Below are 20755 nucleotides of genomic sequence, written 5' to 3'. Positions count from 1 at the left end.
GTAATACACCGGCCATATCAGAGACTAAAAAAATAATTTTGCATGGCGTGCATCCACGTTGGCGGCCCCTGCGTATATCAAGCACGGACAGATTCTCTGACCGATATCTTTAATAAGAAGGGATCATCACCATGACACGCACATCGATTAAAGCCCCACTAATCGCCAGTTTGCTGACGTTGGCGTTGTCCACCAGTTTAGTTGCTCTTAACGCGCAAGCGGCCGATATGTCCCACCCCGTGATGGTTGGCGGGCAAGCCATGTTGCCGAGTAAAGATATCGTCGACAACGCGGTCAATTCCGCAGACCACACCACTCTGGTCGCTGCCGTGAAAGCTGCTGGTTTGGTCGACACCCTGAAAGGCAAAGGCCCGTTCACCGTGTTCGCTCCGGTCAACTCAGCGTTTACCGAATTGCCGGCGGGCACCGTCAACACCCTGCTCAAGCCTGAAAACAAAGCCACCCTGACGCACATCCTGACCTATCACGTAGTGGCCGGAAATCTGGACATGGCCGAACTCGCAAAGCGAATCCAGGCCGGCGGCGGCAAAACTGAACTGACCACCGTCAGTGGCGGCAAGCTGTGGCTGATGATGAATGGCCCGCACAACATCCAGATCAAAGATGAAAAAGGCGATGTCGCCGATATCAGCACTTACGACGTGACTCAGTCCAATGGTGTGATTCACGTGATCGACAAAGTACTGCTGCCGAAAAGTTAAGGCAGTCCCCGGCATGGAATTAAGTAGTCGTGCCGGGTTTTATTTTCTCCACGTCTCCGTACTTTTATTAAGAGCACACTCAAGTGAATGGAATGGCGGCGCAACCTGGACTACCCTGCGATGGGTCTGGCAAGCCGCGCGGCCAACTTCATCATCTTGTTTGGAGAACCACTATTTCCTCTGTCGACGCCGATGAACTCAGGCACTTGCTGGCTCAATGTACGCTGGGCAATCGGCGAGCCTTTGAAGACCTCTACCGCAAGGCTTCCAGCCAACTGTTCGCCGTGGCCCTGCGCTGCATGACGCGCCGCGATCTGGCCGAAGAAGTGTTGCAGGAAAGCTTCGTGCGCATCTGGCACAACGCTTCGCGTTACGACAGCAACCTGTCGGCGCCGATGACGTGGATGGTCAACATCACGCGTAATCAGGCCATCGACCAGTTGCGCAAACACCGGGAAGTGCCGCTGAGCGATGAGCAGACCGAGGCGCTGTTTGATGAAACACCGGGCGCCCCTGAACAACTCGACAGTCAGCGCGAGGCCACTGCCTTGCGCCGTTGCCTGGACACGCTTGAGGGCATGCAGCGTAAATCGATCATTACTGCTTATTTCCACGGCGTGTCCCACGCCGAGCTGGCCGCGCAACTGGCCGCGCCACTAGGCTCGGTCAAATCGTGGATTCGCCGAGGCATGGAGCGCCTGCGCAGGTGCCTTGAATCATGAACTATCAACAACCCGCCCTGCGCCGCGCCCTCGCCGCCGATTACGCCATTGGCTTGATGTCCTCTGCGGCACGCCGTCGCTTTGAACAACTGCTGCTGGATGATGCCGCCTTGCGGGCTGAAGTCGCGCAATGGCAAACCACGTTGGCCTCCCTCACCGAGCACTTGTCGGAAGAACCCGTTCCGGAGCGAGTGTGGGACGCCATCGTCGCGCGCATCGATCCGCAACAATTGCACGTGCCGGTCAAGCGTCCGTTCTGGAACTGGCTGCGCATTGCCGCCGTCGCCTGCTCATTGCTCGTGGTGATCGGCCTTGGCGTGCTCTACAAACGCGACCCACTTAACTACAACGCCACTCTGATGGCCGCCAACCAGTTGCCGGTGATGAGCGTTCACACGTACAACCGCCACATCGAGGTCGAGCCTCTGGTTCTGCCGTCTATCGAGTCTGACCGCAGCCTGGAACTCTGGGCCATCCCGGCCGACGGCAAACCCGTGTCCCTCGGCGTATTGCCGGCGGGTGGGAAAGGTCGACTGGAGTTGAGCGAAAGCCAGCAGAAATTGCTGAGCAAACCGCTGACGTTGGCGGTCAGTCTCGAGCCAAAAGGTGGCTCGCCGACCGGGCAGCCGACTGGGCCAGTGTTGTACCAAGGGGCGTTGGCGGGGTTGTAACGGTTGGCACATAACTCTGTAGGAGCTGCCGAAGGCTGCGAACCAACGGCCGGAAGGCCGTACCGGCCTGATCGCAGCCTTCGGCAGCTCCTACAGGTAACGTGTGATCTGACAAACAAAAAAGGCGGCCTTTTAGCCGCCCTTCTCATTTGCGCTGAAACTTACGCCGCGCTGAACAACTTATGCGGATCAATCACAAACTTCTTCGGCACGCCCGCATCAAACTCGCCATAACCACGAGGTGCCTGGTCGAGGCTGATGACTTCGACGCCGACGACGTCAGCGATGTTGATCCGGTCCCACATGATGGCTTGCATCAGTTGGCGGTTGTACTTCATCACTGGGGTTTGGCCGGTGTGGAAGCTGTGGGATTTAGCCCAGCCCAGACCCAGACGAATGCTCAGGCTGCCCATTTTCGCGGCAGCGTCGACAGCACCTGGATCTTCGGTCACGTACAGGCCTGGAATACCGATCTTACCGGCAACGCGAACCACGCCCATCAGCGAGTTGAGTACCGTGGCTGGGGCTTCGTGTTGCGCACCGGCATGGCCATGGCCGCGTGCTTCGAAGCCTACGGCGTCGATGGCGCAGTCCACTTCCGGCTCGCCCAGCAGTGCGGCGATTTGCTCGTGTAGCGGGGTGTCGAGGGACAGGTCGGCGATCTCAAAACCTTGCGCCTTGGCGTGAACCAGACGCGTCGGGTTGACGTCGCCGACGATCACCACCGCAGCACCCAGCAAACGCGCCGAAGCCGCAGCGGCCAGACCGACAGGACCCGCGCCCGCCACGTACACGGTGCTGCCCGGACCCACGCCCGCTGTCACAGCGCCGTGGTAACCGGTTGGCAGGATGTCGGAGAGGCAGGTCAGGTCACGGATTTTTTCCATGGCCCGGTCGCGATCCGGCAGTTTCAGCAGGTTGAAGTCGGCATACGGCACCAGCACGAACTCAGCCTGGCCACCGACCCAGTCACCCATGTCCACATAACCGTAAGCACCGCCCGGACGCGCCGGGTTGACGGTCAGGCACACGCCGGTGTTTTGTTCTTTACAGCTGCGGCAACGGCCGCACGCGACGTTGAACGGTACGGAAACCAGGTCGCCGACTTTCAGATGTTCTACGTCACGACCGGCTTCGATGACTTCGCCGGTGATTTCATGACCCAGCACCAGACCGGTCTGGGCTGTGGTACGGCCACGCACCATGTGTTGGTCAGAGCCGCAGATGTTGGTGGAAACCACACGCAGGATCACGCCGTGTTCGATGCGTTTGCCGCGTGGGTCCTGCATTTTCGGGAAAGGAATCGCTTGTACTTCGACCTTGCCCGCGCCGAGATACACCACACCACGATTGTCAGCCATGTTTCACCTCGCTGTTTGTTGTTATTGATACAGCTATGTCGCGGAGAAAAAGCGCTGCTTTTTTAGGCAGAGCAACGCATCTATTGCTCGAGTTGTTCTGTGTTTGTGATGCCGCCATCGCGGGCAAGCCCGCTCCTACAAGTATTCCAAATCCCTGTAGGAGCGGGCTTGCCCGCGATCGAGCGCGCAGCGGTCGCAAGCAATCTACAAAACAACGGTCCGGCTCGCGTTGAGGAAAACGCGCCGTTCAATGTGAAAACCCACCGCCCGCGCCAACGTCTGCGCTTCGATATCCCGACCTTTGGCAATCAGGTCCTCGGGATAGTGGCTGTGGTCTACGGTCTCGACGCCCTGGGCAATGATCGGGCCTTCGTCGAGGTCGTTGTTGATGTAATGCGCCGTTGCCCCGACCAGTTTCACGCCCTTGTTGTAGGCCTGATGGTAGGGTTTTGCGCCCTTGAAGCCCGGCAGCAACGAGTGATGGATGTTGATTGCCCAGCCATCCAGACGACGGCACAGCTCGGGCGACAGCACCTGCATGTATCGGGCGAGCACCACCAGTTCGGCACCGGTGTCCTGGATCACCTGCCACACCTGACGCTCTTGCGCCGGTTTGTCATGGGGATCGAGGGGGAAATGGTAGTAGGGAATTTCGTGCCAGCGCGCCAGCGGTTCCAGGTCCGGGTGGTTGGACACTACCGCCACTACATCCATCGACAATTGCCCGATGCGTTGCCGATAGAGCAAGTCGTTCAGGCAGTGGTCGGACTTGGAGACCATCAGCACCACTTTCGGCCGATAGTTCGGCGCGGTCAGTTCGAACAGCATGCCGAACGCTTCACCACGTGCCGCCAAACCCAAACGGAAGGCTTGCTCATCGAAGCCATCCGGCTGACGAAACTCGACGCGGATGAAGAAGCGACTCGAGAGTCGATCATCGAAGGAGTGGTGCTCGGTGACGTAGCAATTCTGCTCGTACAGATAGCGGGTGACCGCGTCCACCGTGCCTAGAACGCTCGGGCAGTCGGCAGTCAGAATCCATGTGTCGGGGGCGCGGCTCATTGTTCGGGTGACTCCTGTGTACAGATTTTGTGTAGGAGCGGGCTTGCCCGCGATCGGCGGTGTGTCAGATATACCGCTATCGCGGGCAAGCCCGCTCCTACAGGTTATGCGGTGATGGCCAGGCCATACTCGGCGCTGGCATCTTGCAGCCACATCCACCAGTAATCGGAGAACGAGCGACGAATCAGCAGTTCCCAGGTTTCTTCGCCGGTACGACGAATCACCAATTGCGACTTGGCGAACACGGTGCCGATAGCTTTGCCCACCGGAAAATTGTCCGGGTGCACGTCGTAGCTGGTGGACTTCATCAGCACGTCGCGAACCTTAGGCCCGGTTAGTTCTAGCAGAGATTGGCCGCCGCTGACGTTAACCACGGCGATATGCAGCCCGGCCAGTGCTTCGCGCAGGCGCTGTTCGGCGGCGAACTCTTCGCCCGTCGGGACAATCAGCAGCCACTCATCCGGGCCCATCCATTGCAGCGAGCTTTCGCCGCTGATTACCAGGCCCAATGCGCCTGGCAATTGCATGCCCAGTGCTTTGCTCACGCCGGCAGCGAACGCCGCGTCGTGACCATCGCCACGCAGGGTCAGATGACCGAGCAGTTTTTTCTCGCGCAGGGTCACGCCAGGGTTGTTGCGGCCTTTGCCGACCAGGCTGCCGAGGTCGGCATGGAACAACGGTGACTCGGCTTTTACGCCGGTCGTTGGCCGTTGTTGGTAAACGTTGGCTGTGGTCATAGAGCACCTGTCCTGAATTCTGTTTTGCTGTTAAGCCCGACATTCCCTGAAGGAGCGGGCTTGCCCGCTCCTTCAGGGGTGCATGCACTCACACGTTCTGCTGATCGCCTTTCGGATCGAAGAACACCGACGAAACGATTTCGGCTTCGATCACGCTGCCATCGGCCAGCGGTGCGAACACACGTTCGCCCATGCGCTTGAGGCCGCCTTTGACCACACCCATCGCAAACGAATAGCCCAGCGAGTTCGAGGCGTAGCTGGAGGTCACATGACCGACCATGGTCATCGGGATCGCTTGCTTGGTGTCGAACACCAGCTGTGCACCTTCCGGCAGCCATTTGGTCGGATCGATCGGCTTCAGGCCTACCAGTTGCTTACGTTGATCACGCACGCAGTCTTCGCGGTTCATGCCACGCCAGCCCAGCCACGAGAACGGTTTGGTGCGACCGACACACCAGCCCATGTTCAGGTCGTCCGGAGTCATCGAGCCATCCGTATCCTGGCCAACGATGATGAAACCCTTCTCGGCCCGCAGGACGTGCATGGTTTCAGTGCCGTACGGCGTCAGGTTGTACTTCTTGCCAGCCTCGGCGATTTTCTCAAGGACACCCATGGCGTAGTCAGCCTGGATGTTCACTTCGTAGGACAGTTCGCCGGTGAACGAGATACGGAACACCCGCGCTGGCACGCCACCGACCAGACCTTCTTTCCAGGTCATGAACGGGAAGTCTTCACGGCCCAGATCGATGTCGGTCACTTCGCTGAGCAGCTTGCGGCTGTTCGGGCCGGACAAGGTCAGGGTTGCGTAGTGGTCAGTCACGGAAGTGAAGTACACCTTCAGGTCTGGCCATTCGGTCTGTTGGTAGATTTCCAGCCATTGCAGAACGCGTGCAGCGCCGCCGGTCGTGGTGGTCATGATGAAATGGTTGTCGGCGACACAGGCGGTTACGCCGTCGTCGAAGACCATGCCGTCTTCTTTGCACATCAGGCCGTAACGCGCCTTGCCCACGTCGAGCTTGGTCCAGGCGTTGGTGTAGATACGATTGAGGAACTCACGCGCATCCGGGCCTTGAATGTCGATCTTGCCGAGGGTCGAGGCATCCAGCAGGCCGACGCTTTCACGCACGGCTTTGCATTCGCGAGCGACGGCGGCATGCAGGTCTTCACCACGTTTCGGGAAGTACCACGGACGTTTCCACTGACCGACGTCTTCGAATTCGGCGCCGTTCTTGACGTGCCAGGCATGCAGCGCGGTGAAGCGCACAGGCTCGAAGATGTGACCGCAGTGACGACCGGCTACCGCGCCGAATGTCACCGGCGTGTAGTTCGGGCGGAACATGGTGGTGCCCATTTCCGGGATCGAAACGTTCAGCGAACGGGCAGCGATGGCCAGACCGTTGACGTTACCCAGCTTGCCTTGGTCAGTACCGAAACCGAGTGCGGTGTAGCGTTTAACGTGTTCAACCGACTCGAAGCCTTCGCGGGTCGCCAGTTCGATGGCAGCCGCGGTGACGTCGTTCTGCAAGTCGACGAATTGCTTCGGCGCACGGGCAGTGGCTTTTTCGTGGGGCACCTGGAACAGCGCCAGAGTTGGTTCTTCCAGACGCGTCAGGGCTTTCGGCAACACGCCTTCGACAATTTTGAAGCCTGCTTCGCTGGCCGCACGGGCGCCGCCTTCAAAACCGTCGGCCAGGGAATCGGCCAGGCCGTAGACACCGTTGATGCCACCGACGCACACGCGTTTCTGCGGTGCTTCGCCCGGTACGAAACCGAGAATATCTTCACGCCAGATCGGTTTGCCGCCCAAGTGGGAAGCCAAGTGCACGATCGGGCTGTAACCACCGGAGCTGGCAACCAGGTCGCAGTCGAGCCATTCGCCAGGGCTGGTCACACGATGACCTTTGACGTCGATGGCGGCAACGCGAGCAGCGGTCACACGCTTGGAACCGCGTGTTTCAATCACTGCGCTGGAGGTCAGGATGCGGATGCCTTTGGCGCGCGCTTCTTCAACCAGCGCACCGCGTGGGTTGCTACGGGCGTCAGCGATAGCCACCACTTGCAGGCTGGCATCGAGCCAATCCAGGGCAACGCGGTAGGCATGGTCGTTGTTGGTCGACAGCACCAGCTTCTTGCCCGGTGCGACGCCATAACGACGGACGTAGGTCGATACCGCGCCGGCCAGCATGTTGCCCGGCACGTCATTGTTGCCGTACACCAGTGGACGCTCGTGAGTACCGGTAGCCAGGACTACACGCTTGGCGCGAACCCGGTGCATGCGCTGACGCACTTGACCGATAGGCGCGCGGTCACCGAGGTGATCGGCCAGACGCTCATGAATGGTCAGGAAGTTATGGTCGTGGTAGCCGTTCACAGTCGCCCGTGGCAGCAGCAACACTTCCGGCATTTTCTTCAGTTCGGCCAATACCGTGGCGACCCATTCGGCCGCTGGTTTACCGTCCAGGCTTTCGCGGCTGTCGAGCAGACTGCCGCCGAATTCTTCCTGCTCATCGGCCAGGATCACCCGAGCACCGCTACGACCGGCCGCCAAGGCAGCTGCCAGACCCGAAGGACCAGCACCGACGATCAGCACGTCGCAGTGACGGTTCATTGCATCGTAGGAATCCGGATCGTTTTCAGTCGGCGAACGACCAAGACCGGCGGCCTTACGAATGTACTTCTCGTAGGTCATCCAGAACGATTGCGGGTACATGAAGGTTTTGTAGTAGAAGCCCGGTGGCATCAGCTTGCCGCCGACTTTACCGAGAATCCCCATCATGTCGGTGTTAACGCTTGGCCAGCCGTTGGTGCTGGTGGCGACCAGGCCCGAATACAGCGCTTGTTGCGTGGCGCGTACGTTGGGGATCTGGGTGGCTTCGGTTGCGCCGATCTGCAGTACAGCGTTTGGCTCTTCGGAACCGGCGGCGAAAATCCCGCGAGGACGCGAATATTTGAAGCTACGGCCGATGATGTCGACGCCGTTGGCCAGCAAGGCTGCGGCCAGGGTGTCGCCTTCAAAGCCCTGATAAGTCTGACCGTTGAAGGTGAAGTTCAGCACCTTGCTGCGGTCGATGCGGCCACCGTTAGGCAGGCGGTTGTTCTGGCTCATACCTTGTCTCCCGCCGCTTTCGCAGTGAACTGCGGTTTGGCGCCAATCGGGTAAGTCTCGAGAATTTCGTAGGTCACGGTGTCACGGGTCGCATTGAAGTACTGACGGCAACCGGCAGCGTGAATCCACAGCTCGTGGTGCAGACCGCGCGGGTTGTCGCGGAAGAACATGTAGTCGCCCCACTGCTCGTCGGTGCAGGTGTTCGGGTCCAGCGGACGCGGAATATGAGCCTGGCCGGAAGCGTGGAATTCCTCTTCGGAGCGCAGTTCGCCACAGTGAGGACAGAAGATATGCAACATAGGGATTTCTCCTGTTAGTGGGCGACAGCCGCGGCGCCGTGTTCGTCGATCAGCGCACCGTTGTGAAAACGGTCGATGGAGAAAGGCTTGGCCAATGGGTGCATTTCACCCTTGGCGAGGCTGGCGGCAAATACGTTGCCCGAGCCGGGTGTTGCCTTGAAGCCACCGGTACCCCAACCGCAGTTGAAGAACATGTTGGGTACGGGTGTTTTGGAAATGATCGGGCATGCGTCCGGCGTGGTGTCGACGATGCCGCCCCACTGACGGTTCATGCGCACGCGGGACAGTACCGGGAACATCTCGACGATGGCCTGGATGGTGTGCTCGATCACCGGGTACGAACCGCGCTGGCCATAGCCGTTGTAGCCGTCGATACCGGCGCCGATCACCAGGTCGCCCTTGTCGGACTGGCTGATATAGCCATGAACGGCGTTGGACATGATCACACTGTCGATAATCGGCTTGATCGGCTCGGACACCAGCGCTTGCAGCGGGTGCGATTCGATCGGCAGACGGAAGCCCGCCAGTTTGGCCATGTGACCGGAGTTACCCGCGGTCACCACACCGACGCGCTTGGCGCCGATGAAGCCTTTGTTGGTTTCCACACCGATGCACACGCCGTTTTCCTTGCGGAAGCCGATGACTTCGGTCTGTTGAATCAGGTCGACACCCAGGGCGTCAGCGGCACGGGCAAAGCCCCAGGCCACGGCGTCGTGACGAGCAACGCCGCCACGGCGTTGAACGGTGGCACCGATGATCGGGTAACGGGTGTTTTTCGAGCAATCCAGGTACGGAATTTCTTCCGCGACCTGCTTGGCGTTGAGCAACTCGCCATCCACGCCGTTGAGGCGGTTGGCGCTAACCCGGCGTTCCGAGTCACGAATGTCTTGCAGGGTGTGGCACAGGTTGTAGACGCCGCGCTGGGAGAACATCACGTTGTAGTTGATGTCCTGCGACAGGCCTTCCCACAACTTCATTGCGTGTTCGTACAGGTGGGCCGATTCGTCCCACAGGTAGTTCGAGCGCACGATGGTGGTGTTGCGCGCGGTGTTACCGCCGCCCAGCCAGCCCTTCTCGACCACGGCCACGTTAGTGATGCCATGCTCTTTCGCCAGGTAGTACGCCGTGGCCAGACCGTGCCCGCCGCCGCCGACGATGACGACGTCGTAGACCTTTTTCGGGGTCGGCGTGCGCCACATGCGCTGCCAATTCTCGTGGTGGCTGAGGGAGTGTTTGAAAAGGCCGAAGCCTGAGTAATGTTGCATGGGGCTACTCCTGACTCAGCGATAAACCGGGAAATCGGCGCACAGTGCGGAAACCTGGCTGGCAACATTCGCTTCCACGTCAGCATCGCCGAGGTTGTCGAGGATGTCGCAGATCCAGCCAGCGAGCTCTACGCACTGGGTCACTTTGAAGCCACGGCTAGTGACGGCCGGGGTGCCGATACGCAGACCAGAGGTCACGAATGGCGATTGTGGATCGTTCGGCACGGCGTTCTTGTTCACGGTGATGTGCGCGCGGCCCAGGGCGGCGTCGGCATCTTTACCGGTGAGGCCCTGACGAATCAGGCTGACCAGGAACAAATGGTTGTCGGTACCGCCGGACACTACGTCGTAGCCTCGGTCGATGAACACCTGAGCCATGGCCTGGGCGTTGTTGATCACTTGTTGCTGGTACGCCTTGAAACCTGGCTCCAGTGCTTCTTTAAAGCACACAGCCTTGGCCGCGATCACGTGCATCAACGGGCCGCCCTGACCGCCAGGGAACACAGCAGCGTTGAGCTTCTTCTCGATCTCTTCGTTGGCCTTGGCCAGGATCAAGCCACCACGCGGACCGCGCAGGGTTTTGTGAGTGGTGGTGGTGACGACGTCAGCGTACGGCAGCGGGTTCGGGTACAGACCAGCGGCGACCAGACCGGCCACGTGAGCCATGTCAACGAACAGGTAGGCGCCAACCTTGTCAGCGATTTCGCGGAAGCGTGGGAAATCCAGAGTCTTCGAGTACGCCGAGAACCCGGCGATGATCATTTTTGGCTTCGTTTCGAGGGCAATGCGCTCGACTTCGTCGTAATCGATCAAGCCAGTGTTGGTGTCGATGCCATATTGCACAGCGTTATACAGTTTGCCGGAGAAGCTGACTTTGGCGCCGTGGGTCAGGTGACCGCCGTGGGCCAGGCTCATGCCCAGCACGGTGTCGCCGGCTTGCAGCAGGGCCAGATAAACAGCGGCGTTGGCCTGGCTGCCGGAGTGTGGCTGGACGTTGGCGTAATCGGCGCCGAACAGTTGCTTGGCGCGTTCGATGGCCAGCGACTCGACTTTATCCACGTGCTCGCAACCGCCGTAGTAGCGCTTGCCCGGGTAGCCTTCGGCGTACTTGTTGGTCAGGCCGCTGCCTTGAGCTTCCATGACACGCTTGCTGGTGTAGTTCTCCGAGGCGATCAGCTCGATATGGTCTTCCTGGCGTTGCTCCTCGGCATTCATGGCCGCCAACAGTGCATCGTCATAACCTTGGATTTGGTCTTGCTTGCTGAACATCGCGGTTCTCCCAGCGGCGGCGCTGCGCCTTGCTTATCGATAGGGCTTGTAGACTGCCCTTTGATAGCGATGGTAGGTCCGACGCAGACAGGTCAAATGCCTATGGACGCCACGCAAAGGTGCGTTTACGACATGGGTTTGGCGGGGAGAGATAAATAGGCTCCAAAGCGGGGCCGCCCGGACGAATGCCCTCGGCCTGTAGCCAACTGGTTGGCGAGAGGCTTAACGCGGAGTGTCAGCCTGACCGCTTCGCGAACAAGTTCGCTCCTACAGAGGTCGGCGCACCCATCCAGATAAAAAAATCCCCCGGCTTTCGACCGCGGGATTTTGAAGAGCCAATGTCGCAACCAGACAGATTCTGCTGGGAATACCATTTATCCGATTCTCTTTCCTACTGTCATTTCTGACAGCTGCCAGGAATTCAGCTCGATCATATACTCGCTACACCGGAAGACAAAAATGTGCAGTTTTCGGTATCAATCACTAAACCAAGGAAAGGTGTCAACAAATGAACAAGTTAACAGAGACTAAGTTTAACCATCCGGGACTGGCTGTTGCCGATTTTTTTAAGTACGTACGTGTAGGCGATCAGATAGGTGCCGGAACCGTACAGGGTCGCGTCTATAGCAAAATCGCGAAAAAAATGGCTAATAACACGATCCAATTTCAGCTTGAGGTCGGAGACGGTTTCATCACAGGGACCGCACCGCTACTGGAAGGCTACCAATACATCGACAACGACACTTTGATTGTCGAAGCAGACGGTCGCACCCTATCGCGTTTAGGAGGTAAAACTTGGTACGACGGTGATGCAATGATTGCAACCAGCAGATATCCACTCTGAAGCGTGCTGAAGTAGCTATAACGCCACTAAAATCTTTCGGGGCACTTGAGAGGTTTTAGTGACGTATTATCTCCATCAAACAGATTTTGCAGGCAACTGAACATCCGCCCGGAACATATTGCGAATACCGCGCACCGCCTGACGAATCCGGTCCTGGTTTTCAATCAACGCAAAACGCACATGATCGTCGCCGTACTCCCCGAAACCGACGCCCGGCGAGACACAGACTTTGGCTTCGGCCAGCATCTTCTTGGCGAATTCCAGCGAACCCATGTGCGCGTAGGCTTCCGGGATCTTGGCCCAGACATACATCGACGCTTTCGGGTTTTCTACCATCCAGCCCAGTTCGTGCAGGCCTTTGACCAACACGTTGCGACGCTGACGGTATTGCTCGGCGATGTCGAGCACGCACTGCTGGTCGCCTTCGAGGGCAGCAATCGCCGCGACTTGCAGCGGGGTGAAGGTGCCGTAGTCGTGGTAGCTCTTGATCCGCGCCAGGGCGTTGACCAATTCCTTATTACCGACCATGAAACCAATCCGCCAGCCAGCCATGTTGTAGCTCTTGGACAGGGTGAAGAACTCCACCGCAATGTCCTTGGCGCCTGGAACCTGCATGATCGACGGCGCTTTCCAGCCGTCGTAAACGATGTCGGCGTAGGCCAGGTCGTGAACCACCAGCACGTCGTATTGCTTGGCCAGCGCGACCACACGTTCGAAGAAGTCCAGTTCCACGCACTGCGCAGTCGGGTTCGACGGGAAACCCAAAATCATCATTTTCGGCTTGGGAATCGAGCCGCGAATGGCCTTTTCCAGCTCGGCGAAGAAGTCCACGCCTGGGATCAGCGGCACCGACCGCACCTGGGCGCCGGCAATCACGGCACCGTAGATGTGAATCGGATAGCTCGGGTTTGGCACCAATACCGTGTCGCCCTGATCGAGGGTGGCGAGCATCAAGTGCGCCAGACCTTCCTTCGAACCGATGGTGACGATGGCTTCGTCTTCCGGGTCGATATCGACGTCGTAACGTTTTTTGTACCAGGTAGAGATAGCCCGACGCAGACGCGGAATACCGCGTGAGGTGGAGTAACCATGGGTGTCTTCACGCTGGGCGACGGTGACCAGTTTTTCGACGATGTGCGGTGGAGTAGCCCCGTCGGGGTTGCCCATGCTCAGGTCGATAATGTCCTCACCACGACGACGAGCAGCCATTTTCAGCTCGGCAGTGATGTTGAACACGTAAGGGGGGAGACGATCGATGCGCGAAAAGCGGCGCGGCGAACCTTGGTCGGCCATGTAAACCTCTGAAGACGTAAGCGCCCGGAACCGTCCGAGCGACGCTGGCCACTGCGGTGGCCTGGTGCAGAACATAATGGCAGCGCTGACGTTTTGTCTATAAAGATTTTTCAGAACGACCTGTAGGAACTGTCGAAGGCTGTGATCGGGCCCAATGAAGATCCTGCGGATCTTATCGCAGCCTTCGGCAACTCCTACAAAAGATGCGCATTTCAGGCCACCAACAAAACCCTGAGGCCCCACAACGCTAAAAAGTGCAGCGGGTAGATCGCATACGCCCAACGCCGCATCGGCCACACCGCAAAGCCCGGTTTGCTGCGCACGATCGCCAACCCCAGCATCGGTCCTGACAGGCAGGCAATCAGCGCACCTGTCGAAATTGGATCACCCCATCCCACTGCCGCGAATATCTCCGCCCAGGCATTGCTCGCGAGGCACACCACACCCGGCAGCAGCGCCCACCACAGCGGCCGATGCAGCGCCATCAAACACGCCAACGGCAGCAGCACGCCCCAGAAACCGAACATGATTTTTTGCTGGAAGAGCGCCGCCAGTAGCAGCGCGCCCAGCGCCAGCACGCGATTCAGAGCACTACGCTGCAACCACCCCTGCGCCACCAATAATCCCAGGGCCAGGGTCGGCAGGACATTCAGGGTAGTGACCTCTCCAGGTGGCATGTACAGCCGATACGGGAGCTCTGCCAACGCCGAAAACACCGCCAGCCACGTCAGATAACGCCACTGTACGATAAGGCCGAAAGGGCTTGCGCCTTGGCGCGCAAGATTGGCCGCAATCGCCAGGCAAAACCACGGAAACGCCAACCGCCCCGGCGCATACACGAAATTGATCGATTCGCCGAGATATCGCAGGTGATCGAGCACCATGCTCAGCATCGCCAGCCACTTGAGCAAATCCAGCGCCTTGTCTCGGCGAGGCAGAAACGGCGGGTTAGAAAGGTCCATGGCACTCCGTGCGCTGAAATAATTGACCTACATAACAACACATGACCAAAGCCCGCAATCTTCGCTACAGTGCGCACCATTATCGATCACAAGGAAACGGCCATGACCGACAAAAGCCAGCAGTTCGCCAGCGACAACTATTCAGGGATTTGCCCTGAGGCGTGGGCCGCCATGGAACAGGCCAACCAAGGACATCAACGCGCTTACGGCGACGACGAGTGGACCGCGCGCGCTTCCGACCACTTCCGCAAATTGTTCGAAACCGACTGCGAAGTGTTCTTTGCCTTCAACGGCACGGCCGCCAACTCACTGGCGCTGTCGTCGCTGTGCCAGAGCTACCACAGCGTCATCTGCTCGGAAACTGCCCACGTCGAAACCGACGAATGCGGCGCACCGGAATTCTTCTCCAACGGCTCCAAGCTGCTGACTGCCCGCAGTGAAAACGGCAAGCTGACCCCGGAGTCGATCCGCGAAATCGCGTTGAAGCGTCAGGACATTCACTACCCGAAACCTCGCGTTGTGACCCTGACCCAGGCGACTGAGGTCGGCAGCGTCTACCAGCCGGAAGAACTCAAAGCCATCAGCGCCACCTGCAAGGAGCTGGGACTGCACCTGCACATGGACGGCGCGCGGTTCTCCAATGCCTGCGCCTTCCTTGATTGCAGCCCGGCGGAACTGACCTGGAAAGCCGGCGTCGATGTGCTGTGCTTTGGCGGTACCAAAAACGGCATGGCCGTGGGTGAGGCGATCCTGTTCTTCAACCGCGAACTGGCGGAAGACTTCGATTATCGCTGCAAACAAGCCGGGCAACTGGCGTCGAAAATGCGCTTCCTTTCTGCACCCTGGGTCGGCCTGCTGGAAAACGACGCCTGGCTCAAACACGCACGCCACGCCAACCACTGCGCGCAATTGCTCAGCGAGTTGGTGAAGGACATTCCTGGTGTTGAACTGATGTTCCCGGTGCAGGCCAACGGCGTGTTTCTGCAACTGTCGGAGCCAGCCATCGCTGCGCTGACTGCCAGGGGCTGGCGTTTCTATACCTTCATTGGCAACGGCGGCGCACGCTTCATGTGCTCGTGGGATACCGAAGAAGAGCGCGTGCGGGAATTGGCGGCTGATATTCGGTTGGTGATGCAGGCCTGAATCCCACAATCACCGCACATCCCCTGTAGGAGCTGCCGAAGGCTGCGATAAGATCCACAGGATCTTCATTAAGACCAATCGCAGCCTTCGGCAGCGCCTACAGTTTGTACCGTTAAGCTCTCGCCATTGCCTTTGAAATCACTTCAACCGTGGCGCTGACCTGCTCTTGATAACGGTCGAGTTCCTTTTCGTGTTGCCTTTTGAGTTCGATCTGCTGCGAACACAGGTTCAACGCCGCCAATACCAGCAGCCTGTCGCCGATCAAGCCTGGATACTTCCTTTTGGTGTCCGACAGCGCCGACTTGAGCATCACCGTCGCATCCAGCAGGGTCTGCTCTTCGCCCGCAGGGGCTTTGATCGAGTAGTCGTGGCCCAGAATCGAGACGACCTTCACTCCGTCCCTGTCGTAACTCATGCGCTGACAGCGGTGACGCTAGTGGCGCGTTCAACCAGTGCCTGAATACGGGCCGCGGTGGCGCCCTGCTTTTCTTCGTGCTCCAGCAGGCTCAGTTGCAGGTTCTCGTTGTCATCCTTGACTTGGGCCAGCTCGGCGTTCAGTTGCGCGTTGGTGTTTTGCAGGTGTTGATTCTGCTGCACCAGGTCGCCGACCAGTTGTTCCAATTGACTCAGGGATGCTTCCAACATTTTGATTTCTCTAGCAAATTTCAAAGGGCGCACACGATAAAGAAAAGTCATTGCGCGCACCAGCGATAAAAGGGCATTTCAGCCTTTGTTTCTGGCGGATACGCAGCATGTCGACCGTTACCGAGGTAAATGCATAAGGACTGTTACTGACTGCGTTTTTTGGTTCTGGTTCCTGCGCCTCGTCAAAGCAATCCAGATCAGGAGAAATACGTAGTCTGGGTCCTACAACCTCAAGACTTTGGTCTTACGTCCGATACCCCATGCAGACCCGTCAATTTTTGCCCTCTCACCGCACGGAATGCGTCATTCCAGGAAGATCCCATGTCCCTACGAAATATGAATATCGCCCCGCGCGCATTCCTCGGATTTGCTGTGATTGGTGCACTGATGTTGATTCTCGGCGTCTTCTCGCTGACGCAAATGAGCACCATCCGCAGCGCTGGTGAAGAAATAGCGAAAAGCAGCGTCCCGAGCATCCGCAACCTGGACAAGTTGATCGAACACAGTGTGCGCCTGCGCGTGTTGTCGTTTCGCTTGATGTTCAATCGCGACCCGGCGATCCAGGAAAAGACCATAAACCTGATGACCACTCGCGACCAAATGGTCACGGATGCCCAGGCGGCCTACGAAAAGCTGATCAGCAATCCCGAAGAACAACAGACCTACACCCAGTTCGTGCAGTTGGTGAATCAATATCGCCAGCTTGAAGAGCGCATGAAGAGCCTGAGCCGCGCCAACAAAATCGACGAATTGGGCAGCCTGCTCAACGTCGAACTGCAAGACAACTCGGACCAGATGAACACCGTCCTGTCGAAGTTGGTGGAAATCAATGCCCGCGAGTTGAACGCAGCCAATGATGAAGCAGCCAGCCAATACTCGACCGCCTTCAAGATGGTGATCGGCGTCCTGATCATCGCCACCATCCTCACGCTGGTGTTCGCTTGGCTGCTGACCAACAGCATCACTCAGCCGATTGCCCTGGCACTCAGCGCCGCCGAAAGCATCGCCGAGGGTAACCTGACCCGCCCGATCAAGGCCGATGGTAAAGACGAAGCTGGCCGTTTGTTAGCCGCCATGCAGAAGATGCAGGAGAAGCTGCGCGACACCCTGCACCGTATTTCCGGTTCCGCCACTCAACTGGCCTCAGCGGCGGAAGAGCTGAATGCCGTCACTGACGAAAGTGCGCGCGGCCTGGCCCAGCAGAACAAAGAAATCGAACAAGCGGCGACGGCGGTCAACCAGATGACCAGCGCCGTAGAAGAAGTCGCACGCAATGCCGTGAGCACTTCCGACGCGTCGAAAGAAGCCACTACCTCGGCCAGCGATGGCCGTGAGCTGGTACTGGAAACCGTTGGCGCCATTGAGCGCATGAGCGGCGACGTGGAAAGTACCGCACAACTGATCGGCAACCTGGCCAACGAATCGCGAGACATCGGCAAAGTGCTGGATGTGATTCGCGGCCTCGCCGATCAGACCAACCTGCTGGCCCTCAACGCGGCTATCGAAGCCGCGCGCGCCGGTGAAGCCGGACGTGGTTTTGCCGTGGTGGCTGACGAAGTTCGTGCCCTGGCGCATCGCACTCAACAGTCCACCAGCGAAATCGAGCGGATGATCGGCAGCATTCAAGGCGGCACTGAACAGGCCGTGGATTCGATGCGCAACAGCACCGAACGCGCTGAATCGACCCTGAGCATCGCCAAAGGCGCCGGCATCGCCCTGGAAACCATCAACTTGGCCATCGCGCAGATCAACGAGCGCAACCTGGTGATCGCCAGCGCGGCGGAAGAGCAGGCGCAAGTCGCCCGTGAAGTTGACCGCAACCTGGTGAACATTCGCGACCTGTCAGTGCAATCAGCCACTGGCGCCAACCAGACCAGCTCGGCCAGCGGTGAGTTGTCGCGTCTGGCGGTGGACCTGAACAGCATGGTTTCGCGGTTCAGTTTGTAACGTTAAAACAATGCTCCCACAGCCTGTGTGGGGGCAGGCTTGCCTGCGAACCGGCCAGACCTGACACACCTCGCGTACAATGCCTGCTGCCCAGGACAGGAAGGACCACCATGACGCGAGCCGCCGCCCCCCGTAAACCCCGCGCACGCAGCCAGGCCCGGATCGATTCGATTCTCGACGCCGCCCGCACGCTGCTTGCTGCCGAGGGGGTGGCCAGCTTGTCGATCTACAGCGTTGCCGAGCGCGCGCAGATTCCGCCGTCGTCGGTCTATCACTTCTTTGCCAGCGTCCCTGCCCTACTGGAAGCCCTCACCGCCGACATTCACGCCGCCTTCCGCGCCTGCCTGCAAGAGCCCATAGAACACGATCAGCTGACGCACTGGCGTGATCTGTCGCGGATCGTCGAACAGCGGATGTTGAGCATTTACGAAGCCGATGCGGCCGCTCGCCAGTTAATCTTGGCGCAGCACGGTTTGACTGAAGTGACACAGGCGGATCGGCAGCACGACATTGAGTTGGGCAACTTGATGCATGAGCTGTTCGCCCGGCATTTCCAGCTGCCGGCGATGCCGGATGACGTCGACGTGTTTGCGCTGGCGATGGAGCTGGGTGATCGGGTGTATGCGCGATCAGTGCAGTTGCATGATCAGATTACGCCGCGCATGGCGGAGGAAGGGATGCGGGTGTTTGACGCTTATCTTGGGCTGTATTTGCCGCCCTTTTTACCTAGAAAATTGTAGGAGCGGGTCTGCCCGCGATCACGTCGACGCGGCGTGTCATACACACCGCTATCGCGAGCAAGCTCGCTCCTACAAGGTCCGAGCACATTTAGAAGGCATCGATCACAACTTGGCGATCGACACCTCGGTGGATTTCACGAAGGCAATCACTTCGCTGCCGACTACCAATTCCAGCTCTTTTACCGAGCGGGTGGTGATCACGGAAGTGACGATGCCGGACGGGGTTTGTACGTCGATTTCCGACAGGACATCGCCTTCGACGATTTCTTTGATGGTGCCTCTGAACTGGTTACGGACGTTGATCGCTTTGATAGTCATGTGAGTCTTCCTTTGGATGAGTTAGGTGGTTCGCTTATTGAGCCCAACGCAGTTGCGTGGGCAAGGGTGAAACAGGTTCGGGTTCGGGCGGCGTGCCCGGCAGTGACAGGACGCGGTTGAGTACTTCGGTTTCCAGCGCGGCCTGACGATACGAGCCGCGCAACCGTGGTCGCGGCAGCTCCACAAGCAGATCCAGACCGACCTGACCGTCTTCGATCAGGATCACCCGGTCGGCAATCGCCACCGCTTCGCTGACGTCATGGGTCACCAGCAACACGGTAAAACCGTGCTGTTGCCACAGACGCTCGATCAGTTGCTGCATCTCGATTCGGGTTAGCGCGTCCAGGGCGCCCAGAGGCTCGTCCAGCAGCAACAACCGCGGCTGGTGAATCAACGCTCGCGCCAGGGCGACGCGCTGCTTCTGCCCACCGGACAACGCCGCTGGCCACTCATTGGCCCGCTCTGCCAGCCCCACGGCCTCAAGTGCTTCCAGCGCCCTTGGGCGCCAGTTGCCGCTCAAGCCGAGACCGACGTTGTCGATTATCTTTTTCCAGGGCAGCAACCGCGCTTCCTGAAACATCAGTCGCGTGTCTTCCCGCGCCTCGCTAAGTGCCGCCGAGCCAGCCAGCAGTTCACCACTGGTAGGCTGATCAAGCCCGGCCAGCAGGCGCAGCAAGGTGCTTTTACCGCAACCGCTGCGCCCCACCACCGCGACGAATTGCCCGGCGGGAATATGCAGATCGATACCGCGCAATACTTCACGCGCACCGAAGGTTTTGCGTAATGCGTTGACCGCCAGCGGGATGCCACGCAGCAAATTCGGCGGTGTTGCTTGTTTCAGACTGCTCATGCCGCACCGCCTTTAACCACTTGATAGGCCGGGTGCCAGCGCAACCAGACGCGCTCCAGACCACGCGCCGCAAGGTCGGCCAACTTGCCGAGCACCGCGTACAAAACGATTGCCAGTACCACCACGTCAGTCTGCAAAAACTCACGGGCGTTCATTGCCAGATATCCAATGCCCGAACTGGCGGAGATGGTTTCAGCCACGATCAGCGTCAGCCACATGAAGCCCAGAGCAAAGCGCACCCCCACCAGAATCGAAGGCAGCGCGCCAGGCAGAATCACCTGACGAAACAGGGCGAAACCGGACAGCCCATAACTGCGCGACATCTCCACCAATGCCGGATCGACGTTGCGAATGCCGTGGTAGGTGTTCAGGTAAATCGGGAACACCGTGCCCAGCGCCACCAGAAAAATCTTCGCCGACTCATCGATACCGAACCACAGAATCACCAGCGGAATCAGCGCCAGGTGCGGCACGTTGCGGATCATCTGCACCGAACTGTCGAGCAGGCGCTCTCCCCATTTCGACAGACCGGTGATGAAACCCAGCGTCAGACCGATGCTGCCGCCAATGACGAAACCGACACCGGCACGCCAACTGCTGATTGCCAGGTGAGTCCAGATTTCACCGCTGCGAAACAGGCTGACTCCAGCCTCGATCACGGCACTTGGCGACGGCAAAATTCGAGTCGACAACCAACCAGCACTGACCGATAGCTGCCAGACAGCGAATAACAAGACGGGAAGCAACCAAGGCGCCAGTCTGTGGATAATCTGTTGCGAAGCCCTTTGGCTCATGGAGT

At 58.9% G+C, this 20755-nt stretch carries 21 protein-coding genes and 1 pseudogene; 8 read left to right on the top strand and 14 right to left on the bottom strand.

What is annotated here, in order from left to right; translation table 11 throughout:
* Positions 1-131: 131 nt before the first annotated feature.
* The 3 genes from ACF0H7_RS01110 to ACF0H7_RS01100 all read left to right on the top strand — a co-directional run bounded on the left by ACF0H7_RS01110 (position 132) and on the right by ACF0H7_RS01100 (position 2115).
* The gene (locus ACF0H7_RS01110; protein ID WP_397451010.1) at positions 132-722 is read left to right on the top strand and encodes a fasciclin domain-containing protein; all 591 of its coding nucleotides are present in this window, start codon (positions 132-134) and stop codon (positions 720-722) included.
* A gap of 83 nt (positions 723-805) precedes the next feature.
* Positions 806-1444 (top strand): sigma-70 family RNA polymerase sigma factor, encoded by a 639-nt coding sequence (locus ACF0H7_RS01105; RefSeq protein WP_397451009.1) that lies wholly within the window; start codon positions 806-808, stop codon positions 1442-1444.
* Positions 1441-2115, top strand: coding sequence for an anti-sigma factor domain-containing protein (locus ACF0H7_RS01100; protein WP_397451008.1), 675 nt, complete (start codon positions 1441-1443; stop codon positions 2113-2115). The genes ACF0H7_RS01105 and ACF0H7_RS01100 overlap by 4 nt, the downstream gene beginning before the upstream one ends.
* 161 nt (positions 2116-2276) lie before the next feature.
* Here ACF0H7_RS01100 and fdhA read toward each other — a convergent pair whose 3' ends face one another.
* From fdhA to glyA, 7 genes are all read right to left on the bottom strand, one after another.
* Positions 2277-3476 carry a formaldehyde dehydrogenase, glutathione-independent gene (gene fdhA, locus ACF0H7_RS01095; RefSeq protein WP_397451007.1) on the bottom strand — a complete coding sequence of 400 codons (1200 nt, stop codon included), beginning with the start codon at positions 3474-3476 and terminating at the stop codon, positions 2277-2279.
* A gap of 204 nt (positions 3477-3680) precedes the next feature.
* Positions 3681-4538 carry a formyltetrahydrofolate deformylase gene (purU, locus tag ACF0H7_RS01090; protein WP_397451006.1) on the bottom strand — a complete coding sequence of 286 codons (858 nt, stop codon included), beginning with the start codon at positions 4536-4538 and terminating at the stop codon, positions 3681-3683.
* 104 nt (positions 4539-4642) lie between these two features.
* The gene (locus tag ACF0H7_RS01085; protein WP_397451005.1) at positions 4643-5275 is read right to left on the bottom strand and encodes a sarcosine oxidase subunit gamma; all 633 of its coding nucleotides are present in this window, start codon (positions 5273-5275) and stop codon (positions 4643-4645) included.
* Between the two features lie 88 nt (positions 5276-5363).
* Positions 5364-8381: a sarcosine oxidase subunit alpha gene (locus ACF0H7_RS01080; protein ID WP_397451004.1), complete on the bottom strand. Its 3018-nt coding sequence runs from the start codon at positions 8379-8381 to the stop codon at positions 5364-5366.
* Complete coding sequence (locus tag ACF0H7_RS01075; protein WP_397451003.1) at positions 8378-8680, bottom strand: sarcosine oxidase subunit delta; 303 nt, start codon at positions 8678-8680, stop codon at positions 8378-8380. The genes ACF0H7_RS01080 and ACF0H7_RS01075 overlap by 4 nt, the downstream gene beginning before the upstream one ends.
* Before the next feature lie 14 nt (positions 8681-8694).
* Positions 8695-9945 carry a sarcosine oxidase subunit beta family protein gene (locus ACF0H7_RS01070; protein WP_219064046.1) on the bottom strand — a complete coding sequence of 417 codons (1251 nt, stop codon included), beginning with the start codon at positions 9943-9945 and terminating at the stop codon, positions 8695-8697.
* A gap of 15 nt (positions 9946-9960) precedes the next feature.
* The gene (glyA, locus tag ACF0H7_RS01065; RefSeq protein ID WP_397451002.1) at positions 9961-11214 is read right to left on the bottom strand and encodes a serine hydroxymethyltransferase; all 1254 of its coding nucleotides are present in this window, start codon (positions 11212-11214) and stop codon (positions 9961-9963) included.
* Positions 11215-11722: 508 nt separating this feature from the next.
* On the opposite strand from glyA, the gene ACF0H7_RS01060 reads away from it, so the two are divergent.
* Positions 11723-12058, top strand: a complete 336-nt coding sequence (locus ACF0H7_RS01060; protein ID WP_397451001.1) for a hypothetical protein — start codon at positions 11723-11725, stop codon at positions 12056-12058.
* A 75-nt stretch (positions 12059-12133) separates the two neighbouring features.
* On the opposite strand, the gene alaC is transcribed toward ACF0H7_RS01060, so the two are convergent.
* Together alaC and ACF0H7_RS01050 are read right to left on the bottom strand one after the other, a co-directional pair.
* A complete protein-coding gene (gene alaC, locus ACF0H7_RS01055; RefSeq protein WP_397451000.1) occupies positions 12134-13351 on the bottom strand; it encodes an alanine transaminase in 1218 nt (405 codons plus the stop codon).
* A gap of 212 nt (positions 13352-13563) precedes the next feature.
* Positions 13564-14313, bottom strand: a complete 750-nt coding sequence (locus ACF0H7_RS01050) for a TraX family protein (RefSeq protein ID WP_397450999.1) — start codon at positions 14311-14313, stop codon at positions 13564-13566.
* 102 nt (positions 14314-14415) lie between these two features.
* Here ACF0H7_RS01050 and ACF0H7_RS01045 point away from each other — a divergent pair, with 102 nt between their 5' ends.
* The gene (locus tag ACF0H7_RS01045; RefSeq protein WP_397450998.1) at positions 14416-15456 is read left to right on the top strand and encodes a low specificity L-threonine aldolase; all 1041 of its coding nucleotides are present in this window, start codon (positions 14416-14418) and stop codon (positions 15454-15456) included.
* A 112-nt stretch (positions 15457-15568) separates the two neighbouring features.
* On the opposite strand, the gene ACF0H7_RS01040 is transcribed toward ACF0H7_RS01045, so the two are convergent.
* Positions 15569-15871, bottom strand: a complete 303-nt coding sequence (locus ACF0H7_RS01040; RefSeq protein WP_397450997.1) for a cell division protein ZapA — start codon at positions 15869-15871, stop codon at positions 15569-15571.
* Positions 15868-16101, bottom strand: a complete 234-nt coding sequence (locus ACF0H7_RS01035) for a hypothetical protein (RefSeq protein WP_397450996.1) — start codon at positions 16099-16101, stop codon at positions 15868-15870. Before ACF0H7_RS01035 ends, ACF0H7_RS01040 begins: the two co-directional genes overlap by 4 nt.
* Before the next feature lie 321 nt (positions 16102-16422).
* Here ACF0H7_RS01035 and ACF0H7_RS01030 point away from each other — a divergent pair.
* From ACF0H7_RS01030 to ACF0H7_RS01020, 3 genes and pseudogenes are all read left to right on the top strand, one after another.
* Positions 16423-17193 (top strand): annotated as a pseudogene (locus tag ACF0H7_RS01030) (MCP four helix bundle domain-containing protein); the annotation flags it as partial.
* The gene (locus ACF0H7_RS01025; protein WP_397453796.1) at positions 17176-18048 is read left to right on the top strand and encodes a methyl-accepting chemotaxis protein; all 873 of its coding nucleotides are present in this window, start codon (positions 17176-17178) and stop codon (positions 18046-18048) included. The pseudogene ACF0H7_RS01030 and the gene ACF0H7_RS01025, both read left to right, overlap by 18 nt.
* Positions 18049-18158: 110 nt before the next feature.
* A complete protein-coding gene (locus ACF0H7_RS01020; protein WP_397450995.1) occupies positions 18159-18788 on the top strand; it encodes a TetR/AcrR family transcriptional regulator in 630 nt (209 codons plus the stop codon).
* A gap of 102 nt (positions 18789-18890) precedes the next feature.
* Here ACF0H7_RS01020 and ACF0H7_RS01015 read toward each other — a convergent pair whose 3' ends face one another.
* From ACF0H7_RS01015 to ssuC, 3 genes are read right to left on the bottom strand one after another with little or no spacing between them, the layout of a single operon-like run.
* Positions 18891-19106 carry a molybdopterin-binding protein gene (locus ACF0H7_RS01015; protein WP_397450994.1) on the bottom strand — a complete coding sequence of 72 codons (216 nt, stop codon included), beginning with the start codon at positions 19104-19106 and terminating at the stop codon, positions 18891-18893.
* Positions 19107-19140: 34 nt separating this feature from the next.
* Positions 19141-19956 carry an aliphatic sulfonates ABC transporter ATP-binding protein gene (gene ssuB, locus ACF0H7_RS01010; RefSeq protein ID WP_397450993.1) on the bottom strand — a complete coding sequence of 272 codons (816 nt, stop codon included), beginning with the start codon at positions 19954-19956 and terminating at the stop codon, positions 19141-19143.
* Complete coding sequence (gene ssuC / locus ACF0H7_RS01005) at positions 19953-20750, bottom strand: aliphatic sulfonate ABC transporter permease SsuC (protein WP_397450992.1); 798 nt, start codon at positions 20748-20750, stop codon at positions 19953-19955. The genes ssuB and ssuC overlap by 4 nt, the downstream gene beginning before the upstream one ends.
* Positions 20751-20755 lie beyond the last annotated feature (5 nt).

It is taken from the genome of Pseudomonas sp. NA-150, from assembly GCF_044336365.1.
Lineage (GTDB): Bacteria > Pseudomonadota > Gammaproteobacteria > Pseudomonadales > Pseudomonadaceae > Aquipseudomonas.
This window is presented reverse-complemented; position numbering and strand designations above follow the sequence as displayed.

What these genes read in the sequence shown, in the direction of transcription:
- ACF0H7_RS01110 (WP_397451010.1), top strand. Translation starts at nt 132, where the DNA reads ATGACACGCACATCGATTAAAGCCCCACTAATCGCCAGTTTGCTGACG.
- ACF0H7_RS01100 (WP_397451008.1), top strand. Translation starts at nt 1,441, where the DNA reads ATGAACTATCAACAACCCGCCCTGCGCCGCGCCCTCGCCGCCGATTAC.
- fdhA (WP_397451007.1), bottom strand. Translation starts at nt 3,476, where the DNA reads ATGGCTGACAATCGTGGTGTGGTGTATCTCGGCGCGGGCAAGGTCGAA.
- purU (WP_397451006.1), bottom strand. Translation starts at nt 4,538, where the DNA reads ATGAGCCGCGCCCCCGACACATGGATTCTGACTGCCGACTGCCCGAGC.
- ACF0H7_RS01085 (WP_397451005.1), bottom strand. Translation starts at nt 5,275, where the DNA reads ATGACCACAGCCAACGTTTACCAACAACGGCCAACGACCGGCGTAAAA.
- ACF0H7_RS01080 (WP_397451004.1), bottom strand. Translation starts at nt 8,381, where the DNA reads ATGAGCCAGAACAACCGCCTGCCTAACGGTGGCCGCATCGACCGCAGC.
- ACF0H7_RS01075 (WP_397451003.1), bottom strand. Translation starts at nt 8,680, where the DNA reads ATGTTGCATATCTTCTGTCCTCACTGTGGCGAACTGCGCTCCGAAGAG.
- ACF0H7_RS01070 (WP_219064046.1), bottom strand. Translation starts at nt 9,945, where the DNA reads ATGCAACATTACTCAGGCTTCGGCCTTTTCAAACACTCCCTCAGCCAC.
- glyA (WP_397451002.1), bottom strand. Translation starts at nt 11,214, where the DNA reads ATGTTCAGCAAGCAAGACCAAATCCAAGGTTATGACGATGCACTGTTG.
- ACF0H7_RS01060 (WP_397451001.1), top strand. Translation starts at nt 11,723, where the DNA reads ATGAACAAGTTAACAGAGACTAAGTTTAACCATCCGGGACTGGCTGTT.
- alaC (WP_397451000.1), bottom strand. Translation starts at nt 13,351, where the DNA reads ATGGCCGACCAAGGTTCGCCGCGCCGCTTTTCGCGCATCGATCGTCTC.
- ACF0H7_RS01050 (WP_397450999.1), bottom strand. Translation starts at nt 14,313, where the DNA reads ATGGACCTTTCTAACCCGCCGTTTCTGCCTCGCCGAGACAAGGCGCTG.
- ACF0H7_RS01045 (WP_397450998.1), top strand. Translation starts at nt 14,416, where the DNA reads ATGACCGACAAAAGCCAGCAGTTCGCCAGCGACAACTATTCAGGGATT.
- ACF0H7_RS01040 (WP_397450997.1), bottom strand. Translation starts at nt 15,871, where the DNA reads ATGAGTTACGACAGGGACGGAGTGAAGGTCGTCTCGATTCTGGGCCAC.
- ACF0H7_RS01035 (WP_397450996.1), bottom strand. Translation starts at nt 16,101, where the DNA reads ATGTTGGAAGCATCCCTGAGTCAATTGGAACAACTGGTCGGCGACCTG.
- ACF0H7_RS01025 (WP_397453796.1), top strand. Translation starts at nt 17,176, where the DNA reads ATGCAGAAGATGCAGGAGAAGCTGCGCGACACCCTGCACCGTATTTCC.
- ACF0H7_RS01020 (WP_397450995.1), top strand. Translation starts at nt 18,159, where the DNA reads ATGACGCGAGCCGCCGCCCCCCGTAAACCCCGCGCACGCAGCCAGGCC.
- ACF0H7_RS01015 (WP_397450994.1), bottom strand. Translation starts at nt 19,106, where the DNA reads ATGACTATCAAAGCGATCAACGTCCGTAACCAGTTCAGAGGCACCATC.
- ssuB (WP_397450993.1), bottom strand. Translation starts at nt 19,956, where the DNA reads ATGAGCAGTCTGAAACAAGCAACACCGCCGAATTTGCTGCGTGGCATC.
- ssuC (WP_397450992.1), bottom strand. Translation starts at nt 20,750, where the DNA reads ATGAGCCAAAGGGCTTCGCAACAGATTATCCACAGACTGGCGCCTTGG.